Origin of the sequence: Methanosaeta sp. UBA356 (assembly GCF_002496465.1) — an archaeon.
GTDB lineage: Archaea > Halobacteriota > Methanosarcinia > Methanotrichales > Methanotrichaceae > Methanothrix > Methanothrix soehngenii.
On sequence record NZ_DAKC01000047.1, the window covers coordinates 21336 to 43441 of the forward strand.

The following is a 22106-nucleotide window of genomic DNA, read 5'->3' on the forward strand; positions in this document are numbered from 1 at the left end:
CTTATGAATATTTCGTAAAACATCATAATAAAAAATTGGTATATGTAAGATGCCCGAGAAATCAAAGGCACGGGGATAACGAGGGCGGGGATGAGCATATGCTAGCGGACTGGACTCATAAATGAAAAAAGCGAAAAAGAGCAGATACAATTATATTCCCTGAGGGATTGAGAAAAGCTCCATGCCAGGCAAAATCTCCCACAGCTATGCATTTCGCGGCTCAGAAAAACCGCTTATTGGAAAGACCATTGGGGATATGTTCGACGAGATTGCTGAGAAATATCCGGATAATGATGCACTTGTCTCCATTCACCAGGGAAAGAGATACACCTATCGCGAGCTGCAAAAGGAGCTAAACCGGACGGCAAAGGGATTCATAGCTCTGGGGCTGAAGAAGGGCGACCGCCTGGCCATATGGGCGACGAACATAGCAGAATGGATCATCACCCAGTATGCCACTGCCAAAGCGGGAATCATTATGGTGAACATCAACCCCGCCTACAGGACCCATGAGCTGGAGTATTCCCTCCGCCAGTCCGAGGCTCAGGTCCTCCTCCTCATGGACCGGTTCAAGAGCTCGGATTACGTCAAGATGTTCTATGAGGTATGCCCTGAGGCCCAAACCAGCAAACCGGGAGAGATCCACTCCGAGAAGCTGCCCTTCCTGAGAACAGCTGTCCTGATCAGGGGAGAGAAGCAATCCAGCATGTACACCTGGGAGGAAGTGCTCCGCATGGGAGAGGAGATTCCAGATGAGGTTCTGGCGGAGAGGCAGGCGAGCCTTGACTTCGACGATCCCATCAACATTCAGTATACATCGGGCACGACAGGATTTCCCAAGGGCGTGGTCCTGACCCACCATAACATACTGAACAACGGCTACTTCATCGGAGAGTGCATGAAATTCACGGAAGAAGACCGGCTATGTATACCGGTCCCATTCTATCATTGCTTTGGCATGGTTCTCTCCAATATGGCCTCTGTGACTCACGGGACCGCCATGGTCCTGCCGGCAGAGCACTTCGACCCCGTATCCACCCTTTCCGCGGTAGAAAAGGAGCGCTGTACCGCGGTGCATGGAGTTCCCACCATGTTCGTGGCTGAGCTTGAGCACCCCGATTTCAGCAAGTTCGATCTTAGCAGCCTGCGCACGGGAATCATGGCCGGATCGCCCTGTCCCATTGAGTTCATGAAAAAGGTGAGCACCCTGATGAACATGCGTGAAGTGGTGATAACCTACGGCCAGACCGAGTCCTCCCCAGGGATCACCATGTCATCCACCGATGACTCCCTGGACCTGAGGGTCTCGACTGTGGGAAAGCCCATGCCCCATACAGAGATGAAGATCGTGGATCCGAAGACGGGAAAGATCGTTCCCCGTGGGGAGACGGGCGAGATCTGTGCCCGAGGCTATATGATCATGAGGGAATACTATAACAATCCCGTGGCTACGGAGCAGTGCATAGACGAAGAAGGCTGGCTGCATACCGGAGACCTGGGGACGCTGGACGAGAACGATTACTGCAAGATAACCGGCAGGCTCAAGGACATGGTGATTCGAGGAGGAGAGAACATCTATCCCCGAGAGATCGAGGAGTTCCTCTATACTCACCCCGCCATCAGCGATGTGCAGGTGATCGGCGTTCCGGACAAGAAGTATGGCGAGGAGCTGATGGCCTGGATCAAGCTTAAGAATGGCGCATCTGCCAACCAGGAGGAGATCAAAGCCTTCTGCAAGGGCAGAATCGCGCACTTCAAGATTCCCAGGTACATCAAGTTCGTGGACGATTTCCCCATGACGGTCAGCGGAAAGATTCAGAAGTACAAGATGAGAGAGGATTCGATCAAGGAGCTGGGTCTGGAGGAGGCGGCGGAGATGAAGACGGCCTGAGCGGGGGGGTGGACGCTCTTTTACTCCTCAATTTTTGAGCCCTCGGTGGCCCATATCTATTTCTCTTCTCGACATCATTCATCTCATCAATTCACCTAAATCATAGAATATATCATCCGTTCCATCATCATTCTAGCGTTTATATTTCAATATCTATATTCGATGCCTTGAATCTGCAAAACGTACTTATAATTATGTAGAGGACTTAACTGCAGGCAGTGCTTGAAGAACTCTGCAGCATTGCAGAGTTAACATCAGGGTGAAAAAGGATGGCACTATCTCTTCGCTTGGCTACGGGGGAAATCAGAACATATAGAACCAGCTATCCAAGCTGGGGAGAGAACCCTTCCTATCATACAGAATGTGGCAAGCTCTGGCCAAATTGTCCAGAGCAAAAGGAGGAGTGCGATCATCTGGAATGCGCTCTTAGGGCGGCTAAAAAAGAAGCCACCCAATGCCTCATGTTCCTGGTATTCTGCCTCTTGATTTCTATCGTGGGCAGAGCAAGTTTATTAGGGATTATCTCCGAAGGCGGCTGGTTAATCTTAATTCTGATATTCAATGTATTGATCTTTATATTTATGATTTATGCCCTCTATAAGGAGAGGCAGGAGATGAATGAGTTGAGTGAATACAAAAATAGAGGTACAATTGGAGGAATTAAGGCTTTTAAGATTTAGGCCGCACATATTTTCTGCAGACAATAATACCTCTACAAATTTCACTACAAGATCCTCAAGCTACGTCCTTCCGTTTGGAATCATAAGCTAATTGTTATATCTCATAACAAGATACACTGCTTTTCAATAATCGAGTCAATTTCATTTATCTGCAAAAACAGAATGATACTAGAATGACAGGTCGTCAGGAGGCGGAATGAACAGGATAGTTCGGCGAGAGGAGATGGCAGGGGGGAGGATGGTGCTCAATGAGATTGAGGCCCCAAAGATCGCCCGTGTGGCCCAGCCCGGCCAATTTGTGATGCTCAGGGCAAATGAATTAGGGGAGAGGGTGCCGATGACGATCTCGGATGCCAATCCGGAGATTGGGACCATTACCATCATATTCTCCGTTGTGGGCTGGTCCACCGCCCTTTTCAAGACCCTTCAGGTGGGAGACTCCTATCAGAATGTGGTTGGACCCCTGGGCCGGCCTACTGAGGTGGAGGCAGCGGGCACGGCAATTTGCGTTGGCGGGGGCACGGGCGTTGCCGTTCTCTATCCTATTGCCAGGAAGCTCAAAAGCAGAGGAAGCAGGGTGATTAGCATCATCGGAGCAAGAAATGAGGAGCTGATCATCCTGAGACGAGAGATGGAAACAGTCTCCGATGAGCTGCTGGTCTGCACAGATACCGGCACCATTGAACGCAATGCTCTGGTCACCGACCTATTGATGGAGGTGCTGGATAGGGAGACTCCGGATGTGGTGGTGGCTATCGGACCGGTGCCCATGATGAAGAGGGTTAGCGAGATCACCAAGCCCCTCGGGATCAAGACCATAGTTAGCCTGAACCCCATCATGATCGACGGCACGGGAATGTGCGGCAGCTGCCGGGTGGAGGTTGACGGCCAGATGAGGCTGGCCTGTGTGGAGGGCCCGGAGTTCGACGGCCACAAAGTGAACTTCGATCTGCTCATGGAAAGGCTGCAGTCCTTCCAAGAAGAGGAGGTACAGGCCCTGGAGGCTCACGGAGTAACTGAGCTGCACAGCTGCAGAATGGAAGAAGTGATCCGGAAAAAGGAGAGGGAGCTGGAAAAGGACTGAAGAGTGACATAAATCTGCAAAAAGAGCACTCAGCCATCCAGCCGAAACTCCCGCGGCCAAAGACCATCTCCGTTCGAGCGATCAGAGATGATTAGAGCCTCTTCTAAACGGCCCAGAATCATCTCATCCACCTCCGACGTCCTGATCCTGAAGACCTCAGCCAGGATCTCCTTTGCCGTCTCCAGCTCCAGAGCCGCCTGGTCTGCCTGGCGGGAATTGCTGCCGACGGGATACTTCTGGGGGCGGGCCAGCTTTTCCATGATGGATGACAGTGCTTCCATGGAGAACAACTGCTACGTATAAGGTTAAGTACTTTTGCCAAAAAACAATATCTATAAACCATTTTTACATAATAGAAAGTATGAATAAGATACAAATGATGATATGATGGAATTGCTGCCGATCAGGCCTCATGCCAGATAAAAAAAAGAATGCGGCAATTATGTCACATACTCATAATGCCGGTATCCCTGGTGGTCGATCTGGGCCAGAGCGAACTCCCCTGAAGGCCGGATCAGGCTCTCCTTTCTCACTCCCTCATGCAGCAATTCATACTCTTCCAGGGATATTTCCCTTCTCTTCTCCAGCCTCCCAAAAAGGCCCCTTGACGGTACAGAAGAGAACTCCGAGCTGACCCGCGCCGAGAAGACCAGGGCCGAGCATCCGCTTCCGTAAGCCCCAAAGCAAAGCCTCTCATGCGCCCGGAGCTTCTGCAACTCCAGGAGGCTGGCCAGGCCCAGATAGATCGAACCAGTATAGATATTCCCAATGGAACGAGAGAGAGCTGCCGAATCAATAACCCTGGCATTATAAGCCTGCAGAAACTGCCTGGACCGGGCAAAACTCCGGGCATAGCTGGCCAGGTCGTGCTGATAGCTCTCGGGATCATCATAATTTCCAGCCTCGGGCTCCGGTCCGATCTCCGCCTCAACATCCCTCCACCGGCTGCTGTTCTTCCAGTCCTGCCGGAATATGGCGGCGGAAGCATATTCGATCATTCTGGGATAGGGGATATGGAAGAGAAGGTGGTCGATTGAGTCGGTGGTGCACTCCCCATTCTTTGGACTGATTATTCCTTTTCCAGCCGCCTTGGTAGCAAATGATGCAAATGCTCCCTGCATGGCATCGAGGTAACACTGGTTGCTATGCTTGCCATTGACCGTGGCCATTGTGCAGCCTGTCGGGCGGAAGAAGTCGTTTTCATCCCGAGTAAAGCAGCCATAGATCTGCTCTAAAGCGGCAATCCTCGGATTTTTCTTGACCAGCAATGAGACGCTTCCTGCCCCCTGAGTGTATTCTGCAGAGGAGCCCAGTGGGTATTTGGCCACATCAGAGGCTATGACCACCCCGACCCTTTCGCCCTCATCGGCAGCCACCCAGTAGCTGATGCTCTCCAGAGCCAGAGTGGTGCCGATGCAGGCCGACTTGAACTCCACCGTGGAGCAGTGCTGAAATGAGCCAGGGCCATATACCTTCTCCAGCATGCCGATGACATAGGTTCCAATCGCTTTGGCCTCGTCGACCGCAGACTCTGTGCCAACATGAATTTTTCCGATATCCTCAGGCAAAAGGTCGCAGCGGCGCATCAGTTCGAGAAGTGACATGGCGGCCATGGTGGCTGCGTCCTCATGGGCATCGGGAATGGCCATCCTCTCTATTCCAATTCCTCGGGTGAGCTTGCCCGGATCGATCTCTCGCCGGCGGGAGAACTCCCCCTCTAAAGGAAGGTAAAGCTGCGGAATATAGACGGCCAGGTCGTCAATTCCCACCGCCTGCTTGAATGGCGAATGGTCTGAAACTGAATTGCTTCTCGAAGAATTGCCAAAAATGCCGGTCAAGATAGCCTCTCTCCTTTTGGCCAGAGGTTGGAAGGATATTATTTCAGGCTTTTGCTGCTATTAATCGAGAAATATCAGGAAAATATATCAACTAAAAGAGCCAATAATTGATTAAAATTTAAGGAGTGAAGGATATGTCCGGAGATGTATACAAAGTAATAGAGCTAGTTGGGACCTCGACCACCAGCTGGGAAGATGCCGTCAAGACAGTTGTCGACAGGGCAACCAAGACCCTCAGAGACCTTCGCATCGCTGAGGTCAAGGAGCTGGATGTCAGGCTGGATAATGGGAAGATCGCCGAGTACAGGGCGAAGGTCCGCCTCTCGTTCAAGTATGAGGGAGAGAGCGATTAGATCCGGCCAGGTCTATCAATTGAACTGTAATCCGGCAAAAATTGGGCAAGAAAGAGCAAAGAAAATGGCTTGAGAGAATAGGGAAAGCTGGTAGGAGTTCACCCTCATGGGTGGCTCTGGCCCTCCCCTCTGCAGCACATGACCGATTGACTCAAGCCCTGCCGAAGACCTTTTTTAGCAGCCCACCGCTGCTCTGGCTCTTCTTGCTTCGAACTGGCTTCTCGTTCCCAGAGCTTTCCGGGGATTGAGGCCTTGATCGCTTCTCCAGAGCTCTTGCTGGCTGGACGGAGGAGGCTTTCGCCTTCTCCCGGGATACTATCTCGGTGCTGACCCCGCCGTGCCTCGATTTTCTCGGTCGAATGTTGACAGTGATCGGCCTTTCTATCTCATTGCTCACCAGCATAGCCACACCAGCGGGCAACCTCTTGATCTCTTCCTCCAGGTCAGTGGTCATGCCCTCCAGGCCCTTGCTTAACGCCTTGAGGTCATTGGGATTGGTTACCCTCATAATGATCTGGGTGTTGCACTGAGATATGACGTTCTTGTCCACCCTGGCCGGCCTCTGGCTGATGATCATCAGTCCCAGGCCGAACTTGCGCCCTTCAGCGGCAATGGTGCGGACGATATTGGTGGATGCCGCATTTCCTGTCCCCCGCTCGGGAATATAGTTATGCGCCTCTTCCACCACCACCATTCCAGGAGAGATCAGCCTGCGCTTTCGGGCCTCGAAGATATCGGTCAGCAGACGGGCGACGATCATGGCCTGAAGCTCAGGTATGATCCCAGTCATATCGATAACTGCCGCCCTCCCAGGCCTGAGCAACTCGTCGCATGGCGTCGCCGTACCGGAGAAGAGCCCCAGCTCCAGGAGAGACTCCAGCTGGCCCACCAGATTCCACTTCACCTTGGAGTTGCTCCTCACCACCTGCTCTATGATATCCTCCAGGGTGTAGGCATCCGTCTCCGCTCTCAAGGCGCTGATGGCCTCATAGAGCAGTCCCAGCTGGCCGCTGCTGCTGCTCTCATTGGGAATCATCTTCGCCACCTCTCTTGCCGAGAGGTTCAATGAATTGAAGCGAAATGGCCTGTCCGCCCTGGGATTCATGGCCATCTCCCCTGGAGTATAGACAGTGATATCATATCCCCGGGGCTTGACCTTATATTTGCTGAAATCGCCCACGTTGTTCGGCTCTTTCATGGAGGCGTACTCCCCATGAGGATCGATCACCAGCAGTGCCACCTTCCTGTCCAGGAGCTCTTCAAGTATCACAGCTGCTGTATAGGATTTTCCCGAACCGGTCTTTGCCAGAACGCTACAGTGCTTTTGCACCAGGGTATTGGCATCCATCTCCACCCGGATATCGTAGCCTTTCAGCATGCCTATGTACATGTCGCCTTTAGATAGGCCGAGGGTTGCCTTGATCAGCTTCTCATCGGCCAAGAATACCGACTCTCCAGGGCGGGCTGGGCTGGTGGGGAGGCGCAGCTTGCCATTGCTTTCCACGCCAATCACCCTCGACTCAGCGATCATCATCTCTCTGGAGTCGTAGTTCCTGGCTGCATCATTGAGCTGGTTTACGGTATAAGCAGTGTTAGACCTTTTTATGTCCTCAATCTGGGCTAAGATCCACTCCCTGCCATCTCCTTTGGCTTTTATGTATGTGCCCCGTCCAACCTCTTTACTTATGAGAAACTTAAATGCAGTAGGTGTGGTCTCACCAACGATTGTGCCCACAGATCCCTTGACTATCGACCTCAAAGACCATCACCGCGTTCGTGCGCTTCCATGCGCAACACATTCTTCAAAAATTTTCCATTTCCCCCATTGCTATAAACCAGGATTTAATAGAGATCTGGAAGTATAAAAAGATTAGTCCGGATCATTGATGCCCATGTCTTGCATACTATAATTATAAAACGGAGATGTGGACCGATCCCTCTCCTTCCGACATGAGAGTCGTATCGGCTACAGGATGCGTATTCTTATTGCAGGGATGGCCTGATCGGCGGTCTTCTTCGCCGGTCCAAGATTGCTCTTTGCCGGCCTATATGCATACGGCGATTCCAAGAGGAGAATTGATGCCCGCAGAGCCCCTTAAGGAAGAGAAAAAAGACCGACTGGGCCAGATCATGACCCAGCTTCTATTTCATCGCTCGATAGTATTCGCCTGCTATTCACGACTTGTTTGGAGGGACTATTCCCTTCACCAGCCCGCTGATCAGGGAAAATCCTGTCCCATTGGGAGCGGTTTGAGTGGGCGTGACCACAACTGTCCAGTATCCCTCGGCCGGATTTCTCAGGAAGTAGTAGTTGTAGTTGGAGCCGGTGAGATGCAGTGCATTCTCGTCGCCATCCTGAACAGATAGAGTGGTCCCATTGGGCTGAATTAGAGTTAAAGTGAATGGGCTGCTGTTCGCAGGCCAGGAGAGACCTACCATCTCCGCCCGATCGAAGATATTCTGGCTGTCCGGAAGCTGGTAGACCTTGCTCATGCCCATCTGTCTTGAGAACCGGATGCCCGATCCGCTTGAGAGGGCGACACCATTCTCTACCTGCAGTGCATCAAGGGCAGTGACTGTATGATTCCAGGGGAGAGTAATTACCGTCCCGGCGCTTATGTTATAGGATTTTGTCTGAGGAGTGGCAGCACTAGTTGCCGCGGCTTTTGATATTGCCGCGCTCGGTACAGCAACTTTTGGTGCTGATACGATAGGTGCAACCCTGTACGGATAGTAGTTGACGGGATAATAGAAATCGAGGTAGGGATAGTGGTAGTCTGCAGGCAGATGGTGGCTATATGGGTTGCAGTAATGGCGGTATGGACCGCATATCGGCACATGAACACAACCGCGGGACTTATCGCAGTAGTCCTTGGTCCAGGGATTGCCATCATCGCATATCAGCGGCTTGAAGACCGGATTGCCATTTTCGCATTCCACTGTGCAGTAGTTGTTATCATGATTTATCTCCATATTCTGGCATCCTGCGAGCTTATTGCAGGAGTCCTCGGTGCAGGGATTGCCATCGTCGCAGTTCCTTGGGCTATGCACGCATGCCGTCCCGTTATAGGAATCGATGGTGCATTTGTCTCCGTCATCGCAGTTTATCGGAGAATGAACGCAATCCCCCTGATAGCAATAATCGAAGTTTGAGGGTATATTGTCGTTACAGGTCTTCGTATAATGCATGCACTTGCCATTGACGAAATGGTCATCGGTGCATGGATCGCCATCATCGCAGTCTGAAGCTTGGGTGTAGTTAGAAGCCGCCATCAGATGCCCATCGGCTGCGCTGGAATTCTCAGAGGTTTCATTCCCATTTGAGCCAACACTACTGCAGCATTCCTGAGCGCTGTCATTGATGCAGTCGCATATTGGGGACAGGGAGATGATTTCGGTTTCATTGCCCTCATCCGTGGTGTTGACATCCATCTCTAAGCTACCACTCTCATTCCCTTCTTGGGTGAAATTCTCCTCTTGGGTGGCATTGCCATCTGCATAATTCTCCAAATTCGGCTGAATGGCAAAAGGGGTCTCATTCTGAGGCGTTAGAAAGCCGGCATCAAACCTGTCCGGCTGAGAGGGGCAACCGCAGTATGAGCGAACATCCTCACTGGCATCATCACAGTTCACCGGATCGTTAACGCAGCCCATTGCCCCACAACTATCGGTAGTGCATGGATTGGAGTCGTCGCAGCTTACAGGATCGTGCATGCAGCCCGCCAGACTCGAGTAATCGCTTGTGCAGGGATTGCCATCATCACAGTTCACTGGATCGTTAATGCAACCTGTTGCTGTGCAATAATCGGTGGTTAGGGGATTGCCATCGTCGCAGCTCACAGGATCATGTGTGCAGCCTGCGGGGCCGCTGTAATCGATAGTACAGGGATTGTAGTCCTCGCAGATTATGGGAGCAGGAGTCTGAACCTCGCCGGTCCCCTGGAACTGCACTCCCATGGTGGCATTGTAGCCACTTGCATTCCTACCCATGCTGCCATTGAGAGTCTCACCGGAATCATCATATTCCATGAATGAGTCCTCAAAGCAGCTCTGAGGAGTATGCTCGCATTTCGTTCCATTGCAGAAGTCCTTGGTACAGGGATTTCTGTCGTCACAGTCTCCGCACTGGGCCGAGACGCTACTGGGAATCAGCAGCCCACAGAGAATGAATGTTATTAGATATTGGCAAAGCTTGCCTTTAGTATATTCTTTTATCACACTTCACACCCCGAACTTCTTTTGCTCTCAATCTCATTTATATCTAATTTTCGCTCTCTCCGATGTCTATACTTTTCAAGAACCTATATAAACGATTCAATAGCAGATCTGAATCCTGATACCCAGTTTATCGGTAATCCAGGCCAGCAAGCACTACCATTAAACTAATAGAGTCTCAGATTTAGGGCTAAGCCCACCAGAGAAAGAATAAGCGGCATTTGAGATAAAAGTCATGCACTATCAATTCCAGGCAGCGAGCTTAAAGGCTGCAGGATCTTCCACATCCGCACAGCATGGCATCCCCGGCCGTAGTAGTTCCGGACAATCTCCCTTTCCCTGTACCCTGCCTTGCGGTAGAGCTCGATAGCCTCTGGCTTCTCCAGGGAGGCCTCCAGGCGAATAGCCCTGGCACCCATCATAGCGAGCCTCTTCTCCAGGGACAGCAATAGCTCTTTGCCAATTCCCCTCCTTCGGTAGCCGGTATAGACATCCAGAGTGTAGACCGCTCCTGCATTCCCGCTGTTATATCCGATTATGAATCCCAATATCTGATCCTCAGGCTCACAGGCGACTATCGCCACTGCATAACGGATCAGGTAGGCAAACATCCCCGGCGGAAAGGCTGTATCATCCGGAAAGCAGAGCGATTCGATCTGCACCATCTGTGGCAGATCCTTTGGCTCTGCTTTTCGAATCCTCATTTTTTCTCAGGAGCCTTCCCTCTAACCTGAGCTACTACATCAGCATAGGCCCCGAAGACTTCTGGGATATCGATCGTTCCAATCACATCCACTATGCCGATGGCGGCAACAGTCCGTCCCTCCACCACTATGGGTGCAACTGATACTGGAACGCCCTTAAAGGCACCGCTCTTTGGAATGGTTCGAATGGCCTTCCCGGTTCTTATGACCTCTTCCAGGATGGGGCCGGTATAGTTCCCATCCACGACCTTGCCGTTCTCCACCCGAACGCCTGGATATTTCAATCCTCTCATGGTTACAGGAAGCCGAACGATCTCATTGAGGGCTATTGCGAGATCTGCCAGATCCTCATATCTGGCCTCTTCAGATATCACCAGTTTGGACATATCGGTATTGTATGGAGGCGATATCAAATAAATGCTCTCCTTTACCTTCCCTTCCTCTTCAATAGCCTGGCTTGGAAGCCATGATACTTGGCAAAGCCCTCTGCATCCTTTTGGCTTAAAGTTTGGGAATCGAAGGAGACCATATCCTGGGAATAAAGGGCATCCGGAGACTGGCGGCCTACTGAAATGGCGCTGCCGCAGAAGAGCTTTATCTTTACCGAGCCGTTCACCCTCTTTTGGGACTGGTCAACGAAGGCATTCAGGTCGGCATAGAGGGGATCCTCCACCAGGCCCATATAAGCCAGCTCAGACCAGAATTCGTCCACCATGACCTTGAAGCGGAGCTCATTGCGAGATAATACCAGGCGCTCCAGATCCTTATGGGCCGTCAGGAGGATGGTGGCCGCAGGATGCTCATAATTCTCTCGCGCCTTCAGCCCCATAACCCGGTCCTCGATCATGTCCGTCCTGCCCACGCCGTGCTCGCCGCCGATCTGATTGAGCTTCTCGATCAGCTCCATGCCGTTCATCTGCTTTCCATCCAATGAGACGGGCACGCCCTCTTTGAATCCGATCTCAACTATCTGGGCGGACCGGTCAGAGCTAGGGGTCTTCGTCCAGCCATAGATCTCCTCCGGCGGCTCGAAGTAGGGATCCTCGAGCTTTCCCCCTTCAATCGACCGAGACCAGATGTTCTCATCGATAGACCAGGGCTTATCTTTGGTCACAGGCACATCGATGCCGTGCTCGCGCGCATAGTCTATCTCCCACTCGCGAGCCAGGTCCAGCTCTCTCATGGGAGCTATCACCCGACAATCCGTGGCCCTGAATATGGCCTCGAAGCGGAGCTGATCGTTGCCGCGGCCGGTGCATCCGTGGGCCAGGTTCTTTATCCCCAGCTTATCAGCAATCTCCGCCGATTTGCTGGCGATGAGGGGACGAGCAATGGCCGTTCCTAGAACGTATCCCTCATATGAGCCGTTGGCCTTGATCAGGGGGAAGAGGCATTTCTCCACGAACTCCTCCCTGGCATCTATAGTATAATGCTCATCTGCCAGCTGCTTTGCCCTCAGGTTCCCTCGTTCTATATCCGACCTTGGTTGGCCGACGTCCACCAGAACGGTAACTATTTTATCAAATCCGTAGCGCTCCCGGAGGAGAGGAATGCAAACCGATGTATCCAGGCCACCGGAATAGGCCAGTACAACTTCAGACACTTTGTCAACACCATTTTGGTACAGGAGGATGGATCGATTTAATCTTATCTCTTATAATTCCAGCCGGCTCTCTAAATAGCTTCATCCAGGCCCTTCCTCTGGGCGATAACTCTATAACTGCACTGAGAAAAGGGGTTCCAATGACCCAGCTTATCAAGACGCCCGCTCTTTGTGTGGACTTTGATAGGGACGCTCGGGCCCTGCAAGCCCAGGGCGCCCTGGCGCGAATGATCCAGCCGGTTTTGAATATGGTAAACCAGAGGCTAGAAGAGGAGAAGCCTGCCCAGGTCAGGCTGAAGGATCTGGTTGCCAGCACCTGGCTTCCACCCATTCCCAGCGGCCCATTCAAGAGGCTGCTGGTAAATGAGGCCAAGACCGCAATAGGAAGACCTGTACCCCAGACCGTCTCCATTGAGGTCACCAGGAGCTGCGGCGCCAAATGCGACCACTGTCTGATAAAAGAGGGCGAGGGTGAACTGAGCTCGGAAGAGATCAAGAGGGTCATCGACCAGGCCCTGGATATGGGAACATGTATCATAACCTTTACCGAGGGAGATCCTCTCCTCAGAGAGGACATCTTTGAGTTGATAAGGCATGTGGACCCGGAGAAGGCAGTGGTTAATCTGTTCACCCCAGGCCTGGAGATGACAGTGGAAAAGGCAGTCAAACTCCGAGAGGCAGGGCTCTATAATCTGATAATCGGGGTCTACAGCATCAATCCTGAGGAGCACGATCGAGTGAGGGGCGTTGCAGGCGCTCATGCCAAAGCACTGGAGGCGATTCGCATTGCTCTTGATACCGGCCTGTTGGTAACCATGTCCTGCCACATTCTCTCCGGCCAGGTGGACAGGATAATGGAGCTTTATGAGCTGGCCACAGAGCTGGGGGTCCAGGAGCTCTCCGTTTGGGAGGGCATGCCAAAAAGCCCTGAGCAGGCTCTCACCCAGATCGAGAGGGAGAAGATCATAAACATCTACCGCAAGATCAATTCCACACCAGGTGGTCCCCGTCTTTTTGCAAATACCTATTTCGAAGGCCAGATGCTGGGGTGCATGGCGGGAAGGAGATGGATGCATGTGGCAGTTGACGGCAGGGTCAGGGCCTGTCCATACATGCAGGATAGCTATGACGATATACGCGAGGTATCGCTTAAGGACGCCTGGAAGAGGTTGCGCAGCAGCGGCCAGTTCGATGGCTTTGTATCCTGCTGTCCGGCCCAGGGCATCCATGCTATCTCTCCATCAGACAAAAAATATAGATAAGACATGGAAAATTATTAGTACAGATATGTCCTAGTCTGATCTGAGGTAGTATATGGGTTTCATGAGCAGCTTCAGGGAGAACCTTGGAGGCTGGATAAGAAAGATCTTCAAGAAGAAGAGGGCCAGGATCGGATTGTATGGCCCGCCTAATGCCGGAAAGACCACTCTGGCCAATCGAATACTAAAGGATTGGAGCACAGGAGATGCTATTGGAACGGTCTCTCCGATTCCTCACGAGACCCGCAGGGCGATGAGGAGAGAAGGGCTTGTCATCAATGCCAATGGATCTAGCATCGAGCTGGATATAGTTGATACGCCGGGGATGGCGACAAAGATCGATTTTAAGGAGTTTATGGCCTTTGGGCTCTCAGAGACTGAATCCAAGAAAAGAGCCAAGGAGGCCACGGAAGGGGTTATAGAGGCCATCAAATGGTTAGACGACCTGGATGGTGTATTGTTGGTTATGGACTCGACCGAAGACCCCTACACCCAGGTCAATGTGACAGTGATAGGCAATATGGAAGCGAGAAAGTTGCCTCTTCTTATTGTGGCCAATAAGATGGACCTGCCCAATGCTTCCCCCTCCAGAATCAGCGCTGCCTTTCCCCAGCATTCCATCGTCCCAATCTCTGCTTTAGAGGGATCGAATATAGATGACCTTTATCAGGCAATCGCGACTCACTTTGGGTGATCTTGATGAGAGAAGTGCATATGGACCTAATCTCCGAGGAGAAACTGGAGAATATGACATCTATGGAGAAGATCAGGCTCATCCTGGACAAGGTCAAAACGGGAAAGATCGTGGTCCTTGAGAGCGGCCTGACTCCAGATGAGGAGGTGCGACTCATCGAGATGACCATGACTGAGATCAGGGTGGATGAGTTTTCAGGAATAGAGATAGAGAGCTACCCATCCAAGAAGGGAGGATCGTTTTTAGATCGGATCTTTGGAAAGGGCCTCAAGGGGAGGATGACAGTTATCGGCCCGGCAAATCAGATCCATACCATTGAGAAGGATGAGTTTCAGATCAGAACAAAGGTCTCTGTGGGGGATTGAATGCCTCACATCTGCACCCGATGCAATAGCGTATTCGAATCGGGTGAGGATATCCTCAAAGGCTGCCCATCCTGCGGCTGGAAGAAGTTCATGTTCGTGCGCAAGATGCCGCAGGGCGGGGACATATCTTCCGTCTCTCAGGATCGGATAATATCCAGGGCGATGGGGGTAAGGATGCCTCCCAAAAAAAGAGAGAAGCCCCTGGCCATAGATAGGGATGAGCCATCGATAAGGGAGTTTGGCGACGGGGAAAAACTGGAGGGTGAAAAGCTAGAGAGCATAAAGATAACAGCGCCAGGAACCTATGAGTTGAATCTGCCATCCCTATTCGAGAGGGAGGAGCTTATCATGGCAGTCAAGGAAGGAACTTATTTTATCGATCTTACATCTGTATTCAGAAAAAGTAAAAAGGATTGAGAGATGATCTTTGCAGGTCAATCCTGCGATATACGGATCTCGATTACCTTCCAGTTCTCATCTACTCCTCGCAGAGACTGGGCCATGGCAGCTGCTGTATTGCCTATGATCTCTTGAGGGAACTCGCTCAATGGAATCTCTTTGCCGTCCACCTTCAGCTCTACAGTCATCTCAATCGCATTCCTTAGACTTTCTTCAGCCTTTGAATTTTATTTGATGTTAGATTATATCAATAAGAATTATATCTTTCAGGCTCCACCGAATATGGCTATTGGAGGGGTGTAGACGGAATTACCGGATGAGACTGCCTGGGGGAGAGTGAACACAGTGCTTCCTGCTACATTGCTTGTATTGGTATTCCTAACAGCGAACATGGGCGTGATGGTGATAGGCGTTGCGCCCATTAAGGCAGTTGCGGGCACCGTGGACACCGCCTTCTTCCCAAGGGTGCTGAGATCCATTACATTGCTTGTTATATCGCTTCCCAGAGCAGCAGGCGCAATCGTGGGCATGGTGGGAGAGAGCTGGGGCAGAGAGATAGCATCTACCTGGGGTTTTTTGCCTAATGTACTCAATTCGATGACATCCGCAGCGCTGGCAGCGGCCATAATGCCCAATAGGAAAGCGCTGGCAGCGAAGATTGTGAGAATTGACTTCATTTATGAACCTCCTTTCAGAAAGGGTGTATACCCTATGATTTCTCGTACATGGGCTTTTACCATTTATTCTTTTTGCCTATTCAATAAGAGGCTGCACTCCTCTAATCCATTATCAGTATGCTGCCGTTACACAACACTAATATAAATCATAATATGATAATTATATAAAATTAAGAATGACGATACTAATTGGAAAATGAGACTATTATAGGGAAATGACGGAAAGAGAAAATATGAAATCCTGTCCGATGACTAGATACTGAAAAAAAATATAAAGACTGCTGGATCTTATCTAGCAGTCTATGCCGTCGCAAGGCGGATGTCTGTCCCTTTCGGGCACGGGATTCTCATGGAACTTGATGAGCTTCTCGGCCTCGAATGTTCCTGTGAACATCTCGTGGGCCTTTATGTCCTTGTAGAATATCCTGTGCCATGTGGCATCCGTTCCCCATGTGCCGTTGAAGCTGTTCTTGGTCTCCAGTCCGATCAGATGGGCCGGATCGTATATGCCGCTAGCAGAGGTCATGAGGGCTTCTACCTCAGAAGTGTTTCTCCCTGCTGCCTTGAGCTTTTTGATCAGATCCTCTGGGCTGACATTATCCTTGGGCTGATAAGGCGTAGTGGAGACGAAGAAGCTTGTCTCGTCCTTCTCCATCTCATTTACCGAGAACATCTCCTGGACATCAGCTCCAATGCCGCCGTAGAAAGCCTTGGAGTTAATATATTTGCCTCCGGTAAGAGGAGTGGCACCTTGATAGGTCATCTTTGTGGTCTCAAATAGATTGAAAGCTGACGCGTTGCCGCCGTTGACCGAGGAGACATTTCTCTTCAGCTTCTCTGCATTTTGTGAGTAAGCATGCTCTGAATCAAGCTCCAGATCACCATCTCCAGCCATGGTATTGTAGTATTCCAGGGCTATTTTCTTATCAATTATTGACGTGCTGACGTCGATTATGCCCGATCCGGAGACCTTTTGACTCTCACAGAACTGTTCATACTGCACTGGTGGTACCAGTGGAGGATTAGCAAGCACCGTGCCGCAACCCGCAAGGGCAATTGCTAACACCAATGCTACTATTACTACTCCCTTCATTTCTTTTTTCGCCCCCTATTCTTGAATCTTTTATTTTGAGCTTATTTAGCCAAATAGTTTAATTTGGCTTAATTCAAGTATCTAACTTTTATATTATATAAATTTAACCTTTGAACTTTATGGCTAACCAAGCAAGCACTTGATACACGATCAAAGCACAATTGTATGAGTTGATGATCTCAGTGGCTTGCTCCATTTAGTCTACCACCTATCTTTAAAAAAATTAAATATAATCATATCTAATAATCATATCTAATATAATAATATCCAATACAACAATATCTAATACAATGACCATTAAAAGATCTATTATGTCCACCTATCTGGAGCATCCACTCCTGAAGCCGCATACAGTAGAAAAGAGGCTCTTCCAGATGGACCTGGCTGCCTCCGCCCTTAAGTCCTCCAGCTTGATAGTGGTTCCCACGGGTCTGGGCAAAACGGTCATCGCGCTCATGGTTCTTCTCGCCCGGCTGGACAAGGGACGGGTCCTCTTTCTTGCCCCCACCAAGCCTCTGGTGGAGCAGCATGCAGCCTTCTTACGCCGTGTGCTCAAGGATGAAGGTGAGGTGACTATGATGACCGGCGAGATGATGCCAGAGAAGAGGAAAGCAGCCTGGGAAGCTGCGCGAATTACAGTATCCACTCCCCAGGTGATAGAGAACGATCTTCTCTCCCGCAGGATCGATCTAGAGGATATCTCCCTGATAATCTTCGATGAGGCCCACCGGGCGGTGGGAAACTATGCTTATGTCTATATTGCAGAACGCTATGCTCGAGAGGGGACCAATCCTCTGGTCCTGGGGATCACCGCCAGCCCAGGCAGCGAGAAGGAGAAGATCGCCGAGATCTGCACCAACCTCTCTATAGAAAATATCCAGACCCGTTCGGAGAAGGACTCTGATGTAGCGCCTTTTGTTCACTCCAAGCAGATCGAATGGGTGAAGCTGACCGTTCCCAAGGAGCTACTTGATATCAGAACGGCGATAGAGGAGGTGCTGAGAGATCGAATAGATGACCTAAACCGCCTGGGGATCAGCCCGGTGAAGATCGACCCCAGAGCCACAAAAAAGGAGCTCCTCGGCCTTCAGGCCATGCTCATGTCCTCAGCTAAAAGACAGGCCAATCAGGCCACATTCAAGGGCATATCCATCCTGGCAGAAGTTCTCAAGCTCTATCATGCCATAGAGCTGGCTGAGACCCAGGGCACAGAAGCTCTGCTCAAGTACTTCCAGCGGCTGCAGGGTGAGGCCATCTCCCGCAGCGGCTCGAAGGCCTCTCGCCGGATTATGGAGGATTCCAAGTTCCGCCAGGCCATGCAGGCCTTAGAGGAGCTGAAGGTGGAGCATCCCAAGCCTGCCATGGTCAGGAAGATACTGACCGAGCAGATCGAGGCCAAGCCCGAGTCCCGGATCATGGTATTCACCAATTACAGGGACACCGCCTCTGCCCTCATCCGATTTTTAAAAGAGGATCCCAAGATCAAGGCCGTTCGCTTTGTGGGCCAGTCCAGCCGGGCAGATGATGAGGGCCTGAGCCAGAAGAAGCAGGCTGAGATCCTGCAAAGGTTCAGGGCAGGGGAGTACAATGTCCTCATCGCCACCTCGGTGGGAGAAGAGGGAATCGATATTCCGGCCACTGATATGGTCCTCTTCTACGAGCCGGTTCCTTCGGAGATTCGCAGCATTCAGCGCAAGGGCAGGACGGGGAGGGCGAGGAGCGGAAGGGTGGTGGTCCTGATGGCCAGGGGCACTCGGGATGAAGCCTACTACTGGATTAGCGACCGAAAAGAGAAGACAATGAACAAGCAGATGCGAACTCTGAGCGGCCAGGCTTCCCAGTCACCCTCGAGCAGCTCCAAGGATTTCCTTCCCCGCCAGCTGGAGATAACCGAAGATAATCCAGAAAGGCAGAACAGGAAAGGGCAGGAGAGCCTGGTGGATTGGACAGAGGCATATGAGGAACGGGACAAGATCTATGTCGACCCCAGAGAGCGTGGAATGGCCAGGCTTCTGGAGGGGAGAGGATTGGAGGTCACCCTGAAAAACCTGGAGGTGGGCGACTATGTGGTAAGCGATCGAGTGGCGATCGAACGCAAGACCGCCCAGGATTTCGTGGCCTCGATCATCGATCCGGAGAGAAACCTCTTCCGCCAAATAGCAGATCTTGCCCGGAGCTACGAGCGGCCGGTCTTGATCCTGGAGGGAAGGGACCTGTATTCCCGCCAGGTGAGCGCAAGCTCCATTCAGGGAGCATTGACTTCGGTGGCTGTTGATTATGGGGTGCCCATCATTCCCACGGAGGACCAGGAGGATACGGCATCTGTCATCACCATGCTCGCCGCTCGGGAAAGAAGGGCAGGGCATGAGCCCAAGCTGCATGGCCACAAGACCGCCAGAACGCTAAAAGAGCAGCAGGAGTACCTCATATCCGCCATTCCCAGCGTGGGGCCGTCGGTGGCAAGAAAACTCCTCCGCCACTTTGGGTCAATTGAAAAAGTGATCGCTGCCAGCAAAGAAGAGCTGCAAGAGGTGGACATGGTCGGGCCTAAGATCGCTGAGCGCATCCGGGAGCTGGTGGGAGTTGAGTACAAGGGATGAGATTAGTGTTAACCAACAAGTATATAAGGCAATTAAACCACTCTGATGATGCTGCATAAGCGTCGCTTCAATTGAGTTTGATGGGATGTTTTGTAGTATGTAGGATCGATTCACGGAATCGATGCCAAAGGTAAGTGAGTTTAAATGGAAAGATATGGAAGCGGAAGCAGAGGCGGCTACAGCAGCGGCCCGAGAGAGATGCACGATGCCACTTGCGCAGAGTGCGGAAAGGCATGTCAGGTTCCCTTCAAGCCCGATGGCTCCAGGCCAGTTTATTGCAGCGACTGCTACCAGAAGCATAGACCAGCCAGACCACCCAGAAGATACTGAACTGGGAAATCATCCCTTTTGGGGATTGCTGTATAAGCGGGGTTATTTTTTAAGCCCTGCAAGGCAAATTTTTAGAAAGTTTTTTCGAATTTTTTGATATCTTCAAATTTGCAGATTCAAGCCATCCGTTCCCACGATTATGTCCTGATAGTCCTTTACCGATGCCACGGCATCCATACGCTCCTGAATGCTTCTGTACCTGCCTGCATCGAAATGGGTTAAGGCCAACCTTTTGGCTCCTGCCCGCCGGGCGATATCGGCTGCATCCTGGGGATTGAGATGTGGCCAGGCAGGACTTGACTCTCCAGGCTTATGGGAGCATTCAGCTATCAATAGGTCTGAATCACCTGCCAGATGAACTGCGCCCTCGCAGATGCCCGTATCTGGACAGTAGGCGATGATCTTTCCCTCCAGATCGAAGCGATAGCCGAGGGTGGGAGAGGCATGAAGCAGAAACTCACACTCCAGGGCGAAAGGCATCTTATAGGGCCCGGGCAGAAGCTCGCCAACTTCAACCGGATAAGGGAGCTTTTCCAGAGGAACGGTGAAAGGGTCATTGACTATAGTGTTCAGAACCTCCCTGGTGCCCTTCTGGCCGAATATCTTCAGCCCCTGAGAGAAGTGAAACTTGTTTAATATATGCAGCCCCTCAATGTGATCCAGGTGAAAGTGGCTCAAGAAGAGATAGACAGGAAGATCGTCATCGATGTACTGGTCTGCCTTGCTGATGCCGTTCCCCGCATCAAGGATTATGTGATACTTTTCGGAGTTGATCAGGGTACATATGGTGTTCCCGGTGTCGCTGTCATACCAGCCGTTTGTTCCTAGAAAGATTATCTCCATCTATCTGCCTCATTGGGTCAATAGGTCAGCATTTGCCTTTGCGGTCTTCTCTTTGGCCCCAAAATTTTCTGCATCCCTTTTCTCCCATAACGGCTCTCCCTGATAAGAGATGCGCCTGATGCGGTGAATGGGTATGAATTTCGTTTTCAGATCCGACCTGATCTCCATGATCCCCGACTCCAGGCTGATGATATCCTCCCCCTTGACCAGGGATATGTCTCCCGAAGCACCCCGATCCAGATACTCTATACTGGCTTTGGACAGATCATACCCAGGATCATGAATGAGGCGGAGCAGAAGGGCGTAACTGGTCCTCATCTCAATCCACTATCTGCTTCGCATGCCTTCTGCTACCTTCTGCGTCATCTATGCTGGCCCGCTTGCTATCCTGTCCGCCAGGCTCCATCCTTCAGATCAGGATGGGGGATCGTGCCTTCATAGCCGCACATCTTGCAGCAGACCTTTACCGTCAGTCCATCTATGCTCTGGGCGTTCGCCACATATCCACATCTGGGGCAGTTGGTGAGAAAATGAGTTCCTGGCATCAGATCCTCCTTGGCTTATTCTTTTTCAGCACTATCTGGCATCTACAACCAACGCTTATTCTGCACGATTCTCTTTCTATTCAGCATCTCTATCCTCAGCCCTGATGCCTGCACCGGCAAGCTCCGCTCGGATCAGCTCGTTTAAAAGGCCTGCCCGGATCTGCTGGGCATAGTTCCATAGATCGGGGCCGCATTTGCCGCAGTCTTTAGACGATTCCTCCAGGATTCTGACCAGATCGAGTAAAGATCGGTACATCAGAGGAGCAGCGTCCTGGAGCTTCAGTTCAAAGGGGCTCAAGATCCCAGATTTCGAAATCAGCCGGCAGTCTCCCTGCCTCCAGGCCATGCAGCCCCCGTCGAGGCATTCCCTATCCACAAAAGGGCAGGCTTTATTAAGGGCAGACAATTGCAGTTCACCATTCCGAAAGCTGAATTGAGATGACTGTATGGTATATTCGTGCTTTGAGATGTTAGCTTTTTCCCTGGCTTTGTTCAATTTTATTTAACATGGATCTTGCCCTTACAGTCGACCTTAGCGGGAAAGCTTAATAGCCTAGAAGCAGTGACTACCTCATTTGATGGGCTCGTAGGGTAGTGGATATCCTAGCGGGCTTCGGTGGCTATTTGTCGAAGATACCCGCTGACCTGGGTTCGAGTCCCAGCGAGTCCGTTATTTCTGCTTTGAATTGGCGACAGACTCTTTTTGTAAAAGGATTTTTAAAGAGGAAGTTGAGACGAAATGACCAGATAAGAAATAAAAGGCTCTTCAATGAATTATGTGGGTGAGTTCAGGCAAAGAATATGGCCTCTGTTCCTCAGCGTCTCTGTGGTTGGGTCAATGCATCGCGGTTCACCACAGAGGCGCGGAGGCACAGAGAATATACGATTAGAGTTCATCCATACCAAATAGCGAGGAGCCAACTAAAAATTAGC

24 protein-coding genes and 1 tRNA gene are annotated in these 22106 nt (G+C 51.2%); 11 read left to right on the forward strand and 14 right to left on the reverse strand.

Features of this window, described 5'->3' with window-relative positions:
• The first annotated feature begins 181 nt into the window (after window positions 1–181).
• The 3 genes from BP727_RS03750 (at window position 182) to BP727_RS03760 (ending at window position 3655) form a co-directional block, all read left to right on the forward strand.
• Entirely contained in the window at window positions 182–1891 is a 1710-nt protein-coding gene (locus BP727_RS03750; protein WP_013720628.1) for an AMP-binding protein, read from the forward strand.
• Window positions 1892–2160: 269 nt separating this feature from the next.
• On the forward strand, window positions 2161–2571 hold the full coding sequence (locus BP727_RS03755) for a hypothetical protein (protein WP_273278669.1): 411 nt from the start codon (window positions 2161–2163) through the stop codon (window positions 2569–2571).
• Window positions 2572–2767: 196 nt separating this feature from the next.
• Entirely contained in the window at window positions 2768–3655 is an 888-nt protein-coding gene (locus BP727_RS03760) for a sulfide/dihydroorotate dehydrogenase-like FAD/NAD-binding protein (protein WP_273278668.1), read from the forward strand.
• Window positions 3656–3684: 29 nt separating this feature from the next.
• Here the strand turns inward: BP727_RS03760 and BP727_RS03765 are convergent, their stop codons facing one another.
• Together BP727_RS03765 and BP727_RS03770 are read right to left on the reverse strand one after the other, a co-directional pair.
• Window positions 3685–3936, reverse strand: coding sequence for a hypothetical protein (locus tag BP727_RS03765; protein ID WP_276619246.1), 252 nt, complete (start codon window positions 3934–3936; stop codon window positions 3685–3687).
• Window positions 3937–4095: 159 nt separating this feature from the next.
• The gene (locus BP727_RS03770) at window positions 4096–5493 is read right to left on the reverse strand and encodes a hydroxymethylglutaryl-CoA synthase family protein (protein ID WP_273278666.1); all 1398 of its coding nucleotides are present in this window, start codon (window positions 5491–5493) and stop codon (window positions 4096–4098) included.
• A gap of 134 nt (window positions 5494–5627) precedes the next feature.
• On the opposite strand from BP727_RS03770, the gene BP727_RS03775 reads away from it, so the two are divergent.
• On the forward strand, window positions 5628–5846 hold the full coding sequence (locus tag BP727_RS03775; RefSeq protein ID WP_273278665.1) for a dodecin family protein: 219 nt from the start codon (window positions 5628–5630) through the stop codon (window positions 5844–5846).
• A 151-nt stretch (window positions 5847–5997) separates the two neighbouring features.
• On the opposite strand, the gene BP727_RS03780 is transcribed toward BP727_RS03775, so the two are convergent.
• The 5 genes from BP727_RS03780 to BP727_RS03800 form a co-directional block, all read right to left on the reverse strand.
• Entirely contained in the window at window positions 5998–7605 is a 1608-nt protein-coding gene (locus tag BP727_RS03780; RefSeq protein ID WP_013720622.1) for a helicase HerA domain-containing protein, read from the reverse strand.
• A 416-nt stretch (window positions 7606–8021) separates the two neighbouring features.
• Window positions 8022–9875, reverse strand: a complete 1854-nt coding sequence (locus BP727_RS03785) for a hypothetical protein (RefSeq protein ID WP_286857474.1) — start codon at window positions 9873–9875, stop codon at window positions 8022–8024.
• Between the two features lie 419 nt (window positions 9876–10294).
• The gene (locus tag BP727_RS03790) at window positions 10295–10765 is read right to left on the reverse strand and encodes a GNAT family N-acetyltransferase (RefSeq protein WP_286857476.1); all 471 of its coding nucleotides are present in this window, start codon (window positions 10763–10765) and stop codon (window positions 10295–10297) included.
• Window positions 10762–11151 (reverse strand): DUF2111 domain-containing protein, encoded by a 390-nt coding sequence (locus BP727_RS03795; protein WP_048132620.1) that lies wholly within the window; start codon window positions 11149–11151, stop codon window positions 10762–10764. The genes BP727_RS03790 and BP727_RS03795 overlap by 4 nt, the downstream gene beginning before the upstream one ends.
• Before the next feature lie 41 nt (window positions 11152–11192).
• Entirely contained in the window at window positions 11193–12368 is a 1176-nt protein-coding gene (locus BP727_RS03800; protein ID WP_013720618.1) for an argininosuccinate synthase, read from the reverse strand.
• 140 nt (window positions 12369–12508) lie between these two features.
• On the opposite strand from BP727_RS03800, the gene BP727_RS03805 reads away from it, so the two are divergent.
• Genes BP727_RS03805 through BP727_RS03820 form a run of 4 tightly spaced genes read left to right on the forward strand, consistent with a single transcriptional unit; the run spans window position 12509 to window position 15103 of the window.
• A complete protein-coding gene (locus BP727_RS03805) occupies window positions 12509–13630 on the forward strand; it encodes a radical SAM/SPASM domain-containing protein (protein ID WP_013720617.1) in 1122 nt (373 codons plus the stop codon).
• A 52-nt stretch (window positions 13631–13682) separates the two neighbouring features.
• Window positions 13683–14321: an Era-like GTP-binding protein gene (locus BP727_RS03810; protein ID WP_013720616.1), complete on the forward strand. Its 639-nt coding sequence runs from the start codon at window positions 13683–13685 to the stop codon at window positions 14319–14321.
• A 20-nt stretch (window positions 14322–14341) separates the two neighbouring features.
• Window positions 14342–14686 carry a DUF2073 domain-containing protein gene (locus tag BP727_RS03815; protein ID WP_013720615.1) on the forward strand — a complete coding sequence of 115 codons (345 nt, stop codon included), beginning with the start codon at window positions 14342–14344 and terminating at the stop codon, window positions 14684–14686.
• Window positions 14687–15103 carry a Zn-ribbon domain-containing protein gene (locus tag BP727_RS03820; RefSeq protein WP_013720614.1) on the forward strand — a complete coding sequence of 139 codons (417 nt, stop codon included), beginning with the start codon at window positions 14687–14689 and terminating at the stop codon, window positions 15101–15103.
• Window positions 15104–15120: 17 nt separating this feature from the next.
• Here BP727_RS03820 and BP727_RS03825 read toward each other — a convergent pair whose 3' ends face one another.
• The 3 genes from BP727_RS03825 to BP727_RS03835 all read right to left on the reverse strand — a co-directional run bounded on the left by BP727_RS03825 (window position 15121) and on the right by BP727_RS03835 (window position 16855).
• Window positions 15121–15273: a hypothetical protein gene (locus tag BP727_RS03825; RefSeq protein WP_013720613.1), complete on the reverse strand. Its 153-nt coding sequence runs from the start codon at window positions 15271–15273 to the stop codon at window positions 15121–15123.
• Window positions 15274–15351: 78 nt separating this feature from the next.
• Window positions 15352–15762, reverse strand: a complete 411-nt coding sequence (locus BP727_RS03830) for a hypothetical protein (protein ID WP_013720612.1) — start codon at window positions 15760–15762, stop codon at window positions 15352–15354.
• A gap of 292 nt (window positions 15763–16054) precedes the next feature.
• Window positions 16055–16855, reverse strand: coding sequence for a hypothetical protein (locus BP727_RS03835; protein WP_013720611.1), 801 nt, complete (start codon window positions 16853–16855; stop codon window positions 16055–16057).
• Between the two features lie 311 nt (window positions 16856–17166).
• Between BP727_RS03835 and BP727_RS03840 the strand changes: the two genes are divergently transcribed.
• Window positions 17167–19455 (forward strand): DEAD/DEAH box helicase, encoded by a 2289-nt coding sequence (locus BP727_RS03840; protein WP_286857485.1) that lies wholly within the window; start codon window positions 17167–17169, stop codon window positions 19453–19455.
• 198 nt (window positions 19456–19653) lie between these two features.
• Window positions 19654–19785 (forward strand): CxxC-x17-CxxC domain-containing protein, encoded by a 132-nt coding sequence (locus tag BP727_RS03845; protein ID WP_273272316.1) that lies wholly within the window; start codon window positions 19654–19656, stop codon window positions 19783–19785.
• A 102-nt stretch (window positions 19786–19887) separates the two neighbouring features.
• Here BP727_RS03845 and BP727_RS03850 read toward each other — a convergent pair whose 3' ends face one another.
• The 4 genes from BP727_RS03850 to BP727_RS03865 form a co-directional block, all read right to left on the reverse strand.
• Window positions 19888–20628 (reverse strand): MBL fold metallo-hydrolase, encoded by a 741-nt coding sequence (locus BP727_RS03850; RefSeq protein WP_013720608.1) that lies wholly within the window; start codon window positions 20626–20628, stop codon window positions 19888–19890.
• Window positions 20629–20637: 9 nt separating this feature from the next.
• A complete protein-coding gene (locus BP727_RS03855) occupies window positions 20638–20946 on the reverse strand; it encodes a DUF504 domain-containing protein (protein ID WP_013720607.1) in 309 nt (102 codons plus the stop codon).
• A 65-nt stretch (window positions 20947–21011) separates the two neighbouring features.
• Window positions 21012–21173: a hypothetical protein gene (locus BP727_RS03860; RefSeq protein WP_013720606.1), complete on the reverse strand. Its 162-nt coding sequence runs from the start codon at window positions 21171–21173 to the stop codon at window positions 21012–21014.
• Window positions 21174–21249: 76 nt separating this feature from the next.
• Window positions 21250–21579, reverse strand: a complete 330-nt coding sequence (locus tag BP727_RS03865) for a hypothetical protein (RefSeq protein WP_157863843.1) — start codon at window positions 21577–21579, stop codon at window positions 21250–21252.
• A 174-nt stretch (window positions 21580–21753) separates the two neighbouring features.
• Between BP727_RS03865 and BP727_RS03870 the strand changes: the two genes are divergently transcribed.
• A tRNA-Arg gene (locus tag BP727_RS03870) sits at window positions 21754–21843 on the forward strand.
• Window positions 21844–22106: the final 263 nt, after the last annotated feature.

Excerpts from the sequence above, each read along its gene's own strand:
- BP727_RS03760 (WP_273278668.1), top strand. The coding sequence starts at position 2,768 with ATGAACAGGATAGTTCGGCGAGAGGAGATGGCAGGGGGGAGGATGGTG.
- BP727_RS03855 (WP_013720607.1), bottom strand. The coding sequence starts at position 20,946 with ATGAGGACCAGTTACGCCCTTCTGCTCCGCCTCATTCATGATCCTGGG.
- BP727_RS03835 (WP_013720611.1), bottom strand. The coding sequence starts at position 16,855 with ATGAAGGGAGTAGTAATAGTAGCATTGGTGTTAGCAATTGCCCTTGCG.
- BP727_RS03750 (WP_013720628.1), top strand. The coding sequence starts at position 182 with ATGCCAGGCAAAATCTCCCACAGCTATGCATTTCGCGGCTCAGAAAAA.
- BP727_RS03845 (WP_273272316.1), top strand. The coding sequence starts at position 19,654 with ATGCACGATGCCACTTGCGCAGAGTGCGGAAAGGCATGTCAGGTTCCC.
- BP727_RS03790 (WP_286857476.1), bottom strand. The coding sequence starts at position 10,765 with ATGAGGATTCGAAAAGCAGAGCCAAAGGATCTGCCACAGATGGTGCAG.
- BP727_RS03755 (WP_273278669.1), top strand. The coding sequence starts at position 2,161 with ATGGCACTATCTCTTCGCTTGGCTACGGGGGAAATCAGAACATATAGA.
- BP727_RS03820 (WP_013720614.1), top strand. The coding sequence starts at position 14,687 with ATGCCTCACATCTGCACCCGATGCAATAGCGTATTCGAATCGGGTGAG.
- BP727_RS03840 (WP_286857485.1), top strand. The coding sequence starts at position 17,167 with ATGTCCACCTATCTGGAGCATCCACTCCTGAAGCCGCATACAGTAGAA.
- BP727_RS03825 (WP_013720613.1), bottom strand. The coding sequence starts at position 15,273 with ATGACTGTAGAGCTGAAGGTGGACGGCAAAGAGATTCCATTGAGCGAG.
- BP727_RS03830 (WP_013720612.1), bottom strand. The coding sequence starts at position 15,762 with ATGAAGTCAATTCTCACAATCTTCGCTGCCAGCGCTTTCCTATTGGGC.
- BP727_RS03795 (WP_048132620.1), bottom strand. The coding sequence starts at position 11,151 with ATGTCCAAACTGGTGATATCTGAAGAGGCCAGATATGAGGATCTGGCA.
- BP727_RS03815 (WP_013720615.1), top strand. The coding sequence starts at position 14,342 with ATGGACCTAATCTCCGAGGAGAAACTGGAGAATATGACATCTATGGAG.
- BP727_RS03850 (WP_013720608.1), bottom strand. The coding sequence starts at position 20,628 with ATGGAGATAATCTTTCTAGGAACAAACGGCTGGTATGACAGCGACACC.
- BP727_RS03775 (WP_273278665.1), top strand. The coding sequence starts at position 5,628 with ATGTCCGGAGATGTATACAAAGTAATAGAGCTAGTTGGGACCTCGACC.
- BP727_RS03860 (WP_013720606.1), bottom strand. The coding sequence starts at position 21,173 with ATGCCAGGAACTCATTTTCTCACCAACTGCCCCAGATGTGGATATGTG.
- BP727_RS03785 (WP_286857474.1), bottom strand. The coding sequence starts at position 9,875 with ATGGAATATGATGATTCCGGTGAGACTCTCAATGGCAGCATGGGTAGG.
- BP727_RS03765 (WP_276619246.1), bottom strand. The coding sequence starts at position 3,936 with ATGGAAGCACTGTCATCCATCATGGAAAAGCTGGCCCGCCCCCAGAAG.
- BP727_RS03810 (WP_013720616.1), top strand. The coding sequence starts at position 13,683 with ATGGGTTTCATGAGCAGCTTCAGGGAGAACCTTGGAGGCTGGATAAGA.
- BP727_RS03805 (WP_013720617.1), top strand. The coding sequence starts at position 12,509 with ATGACCCAGCTTATCAAGACGCCCGCTCTTTGTGTGGACTTTGATAGG.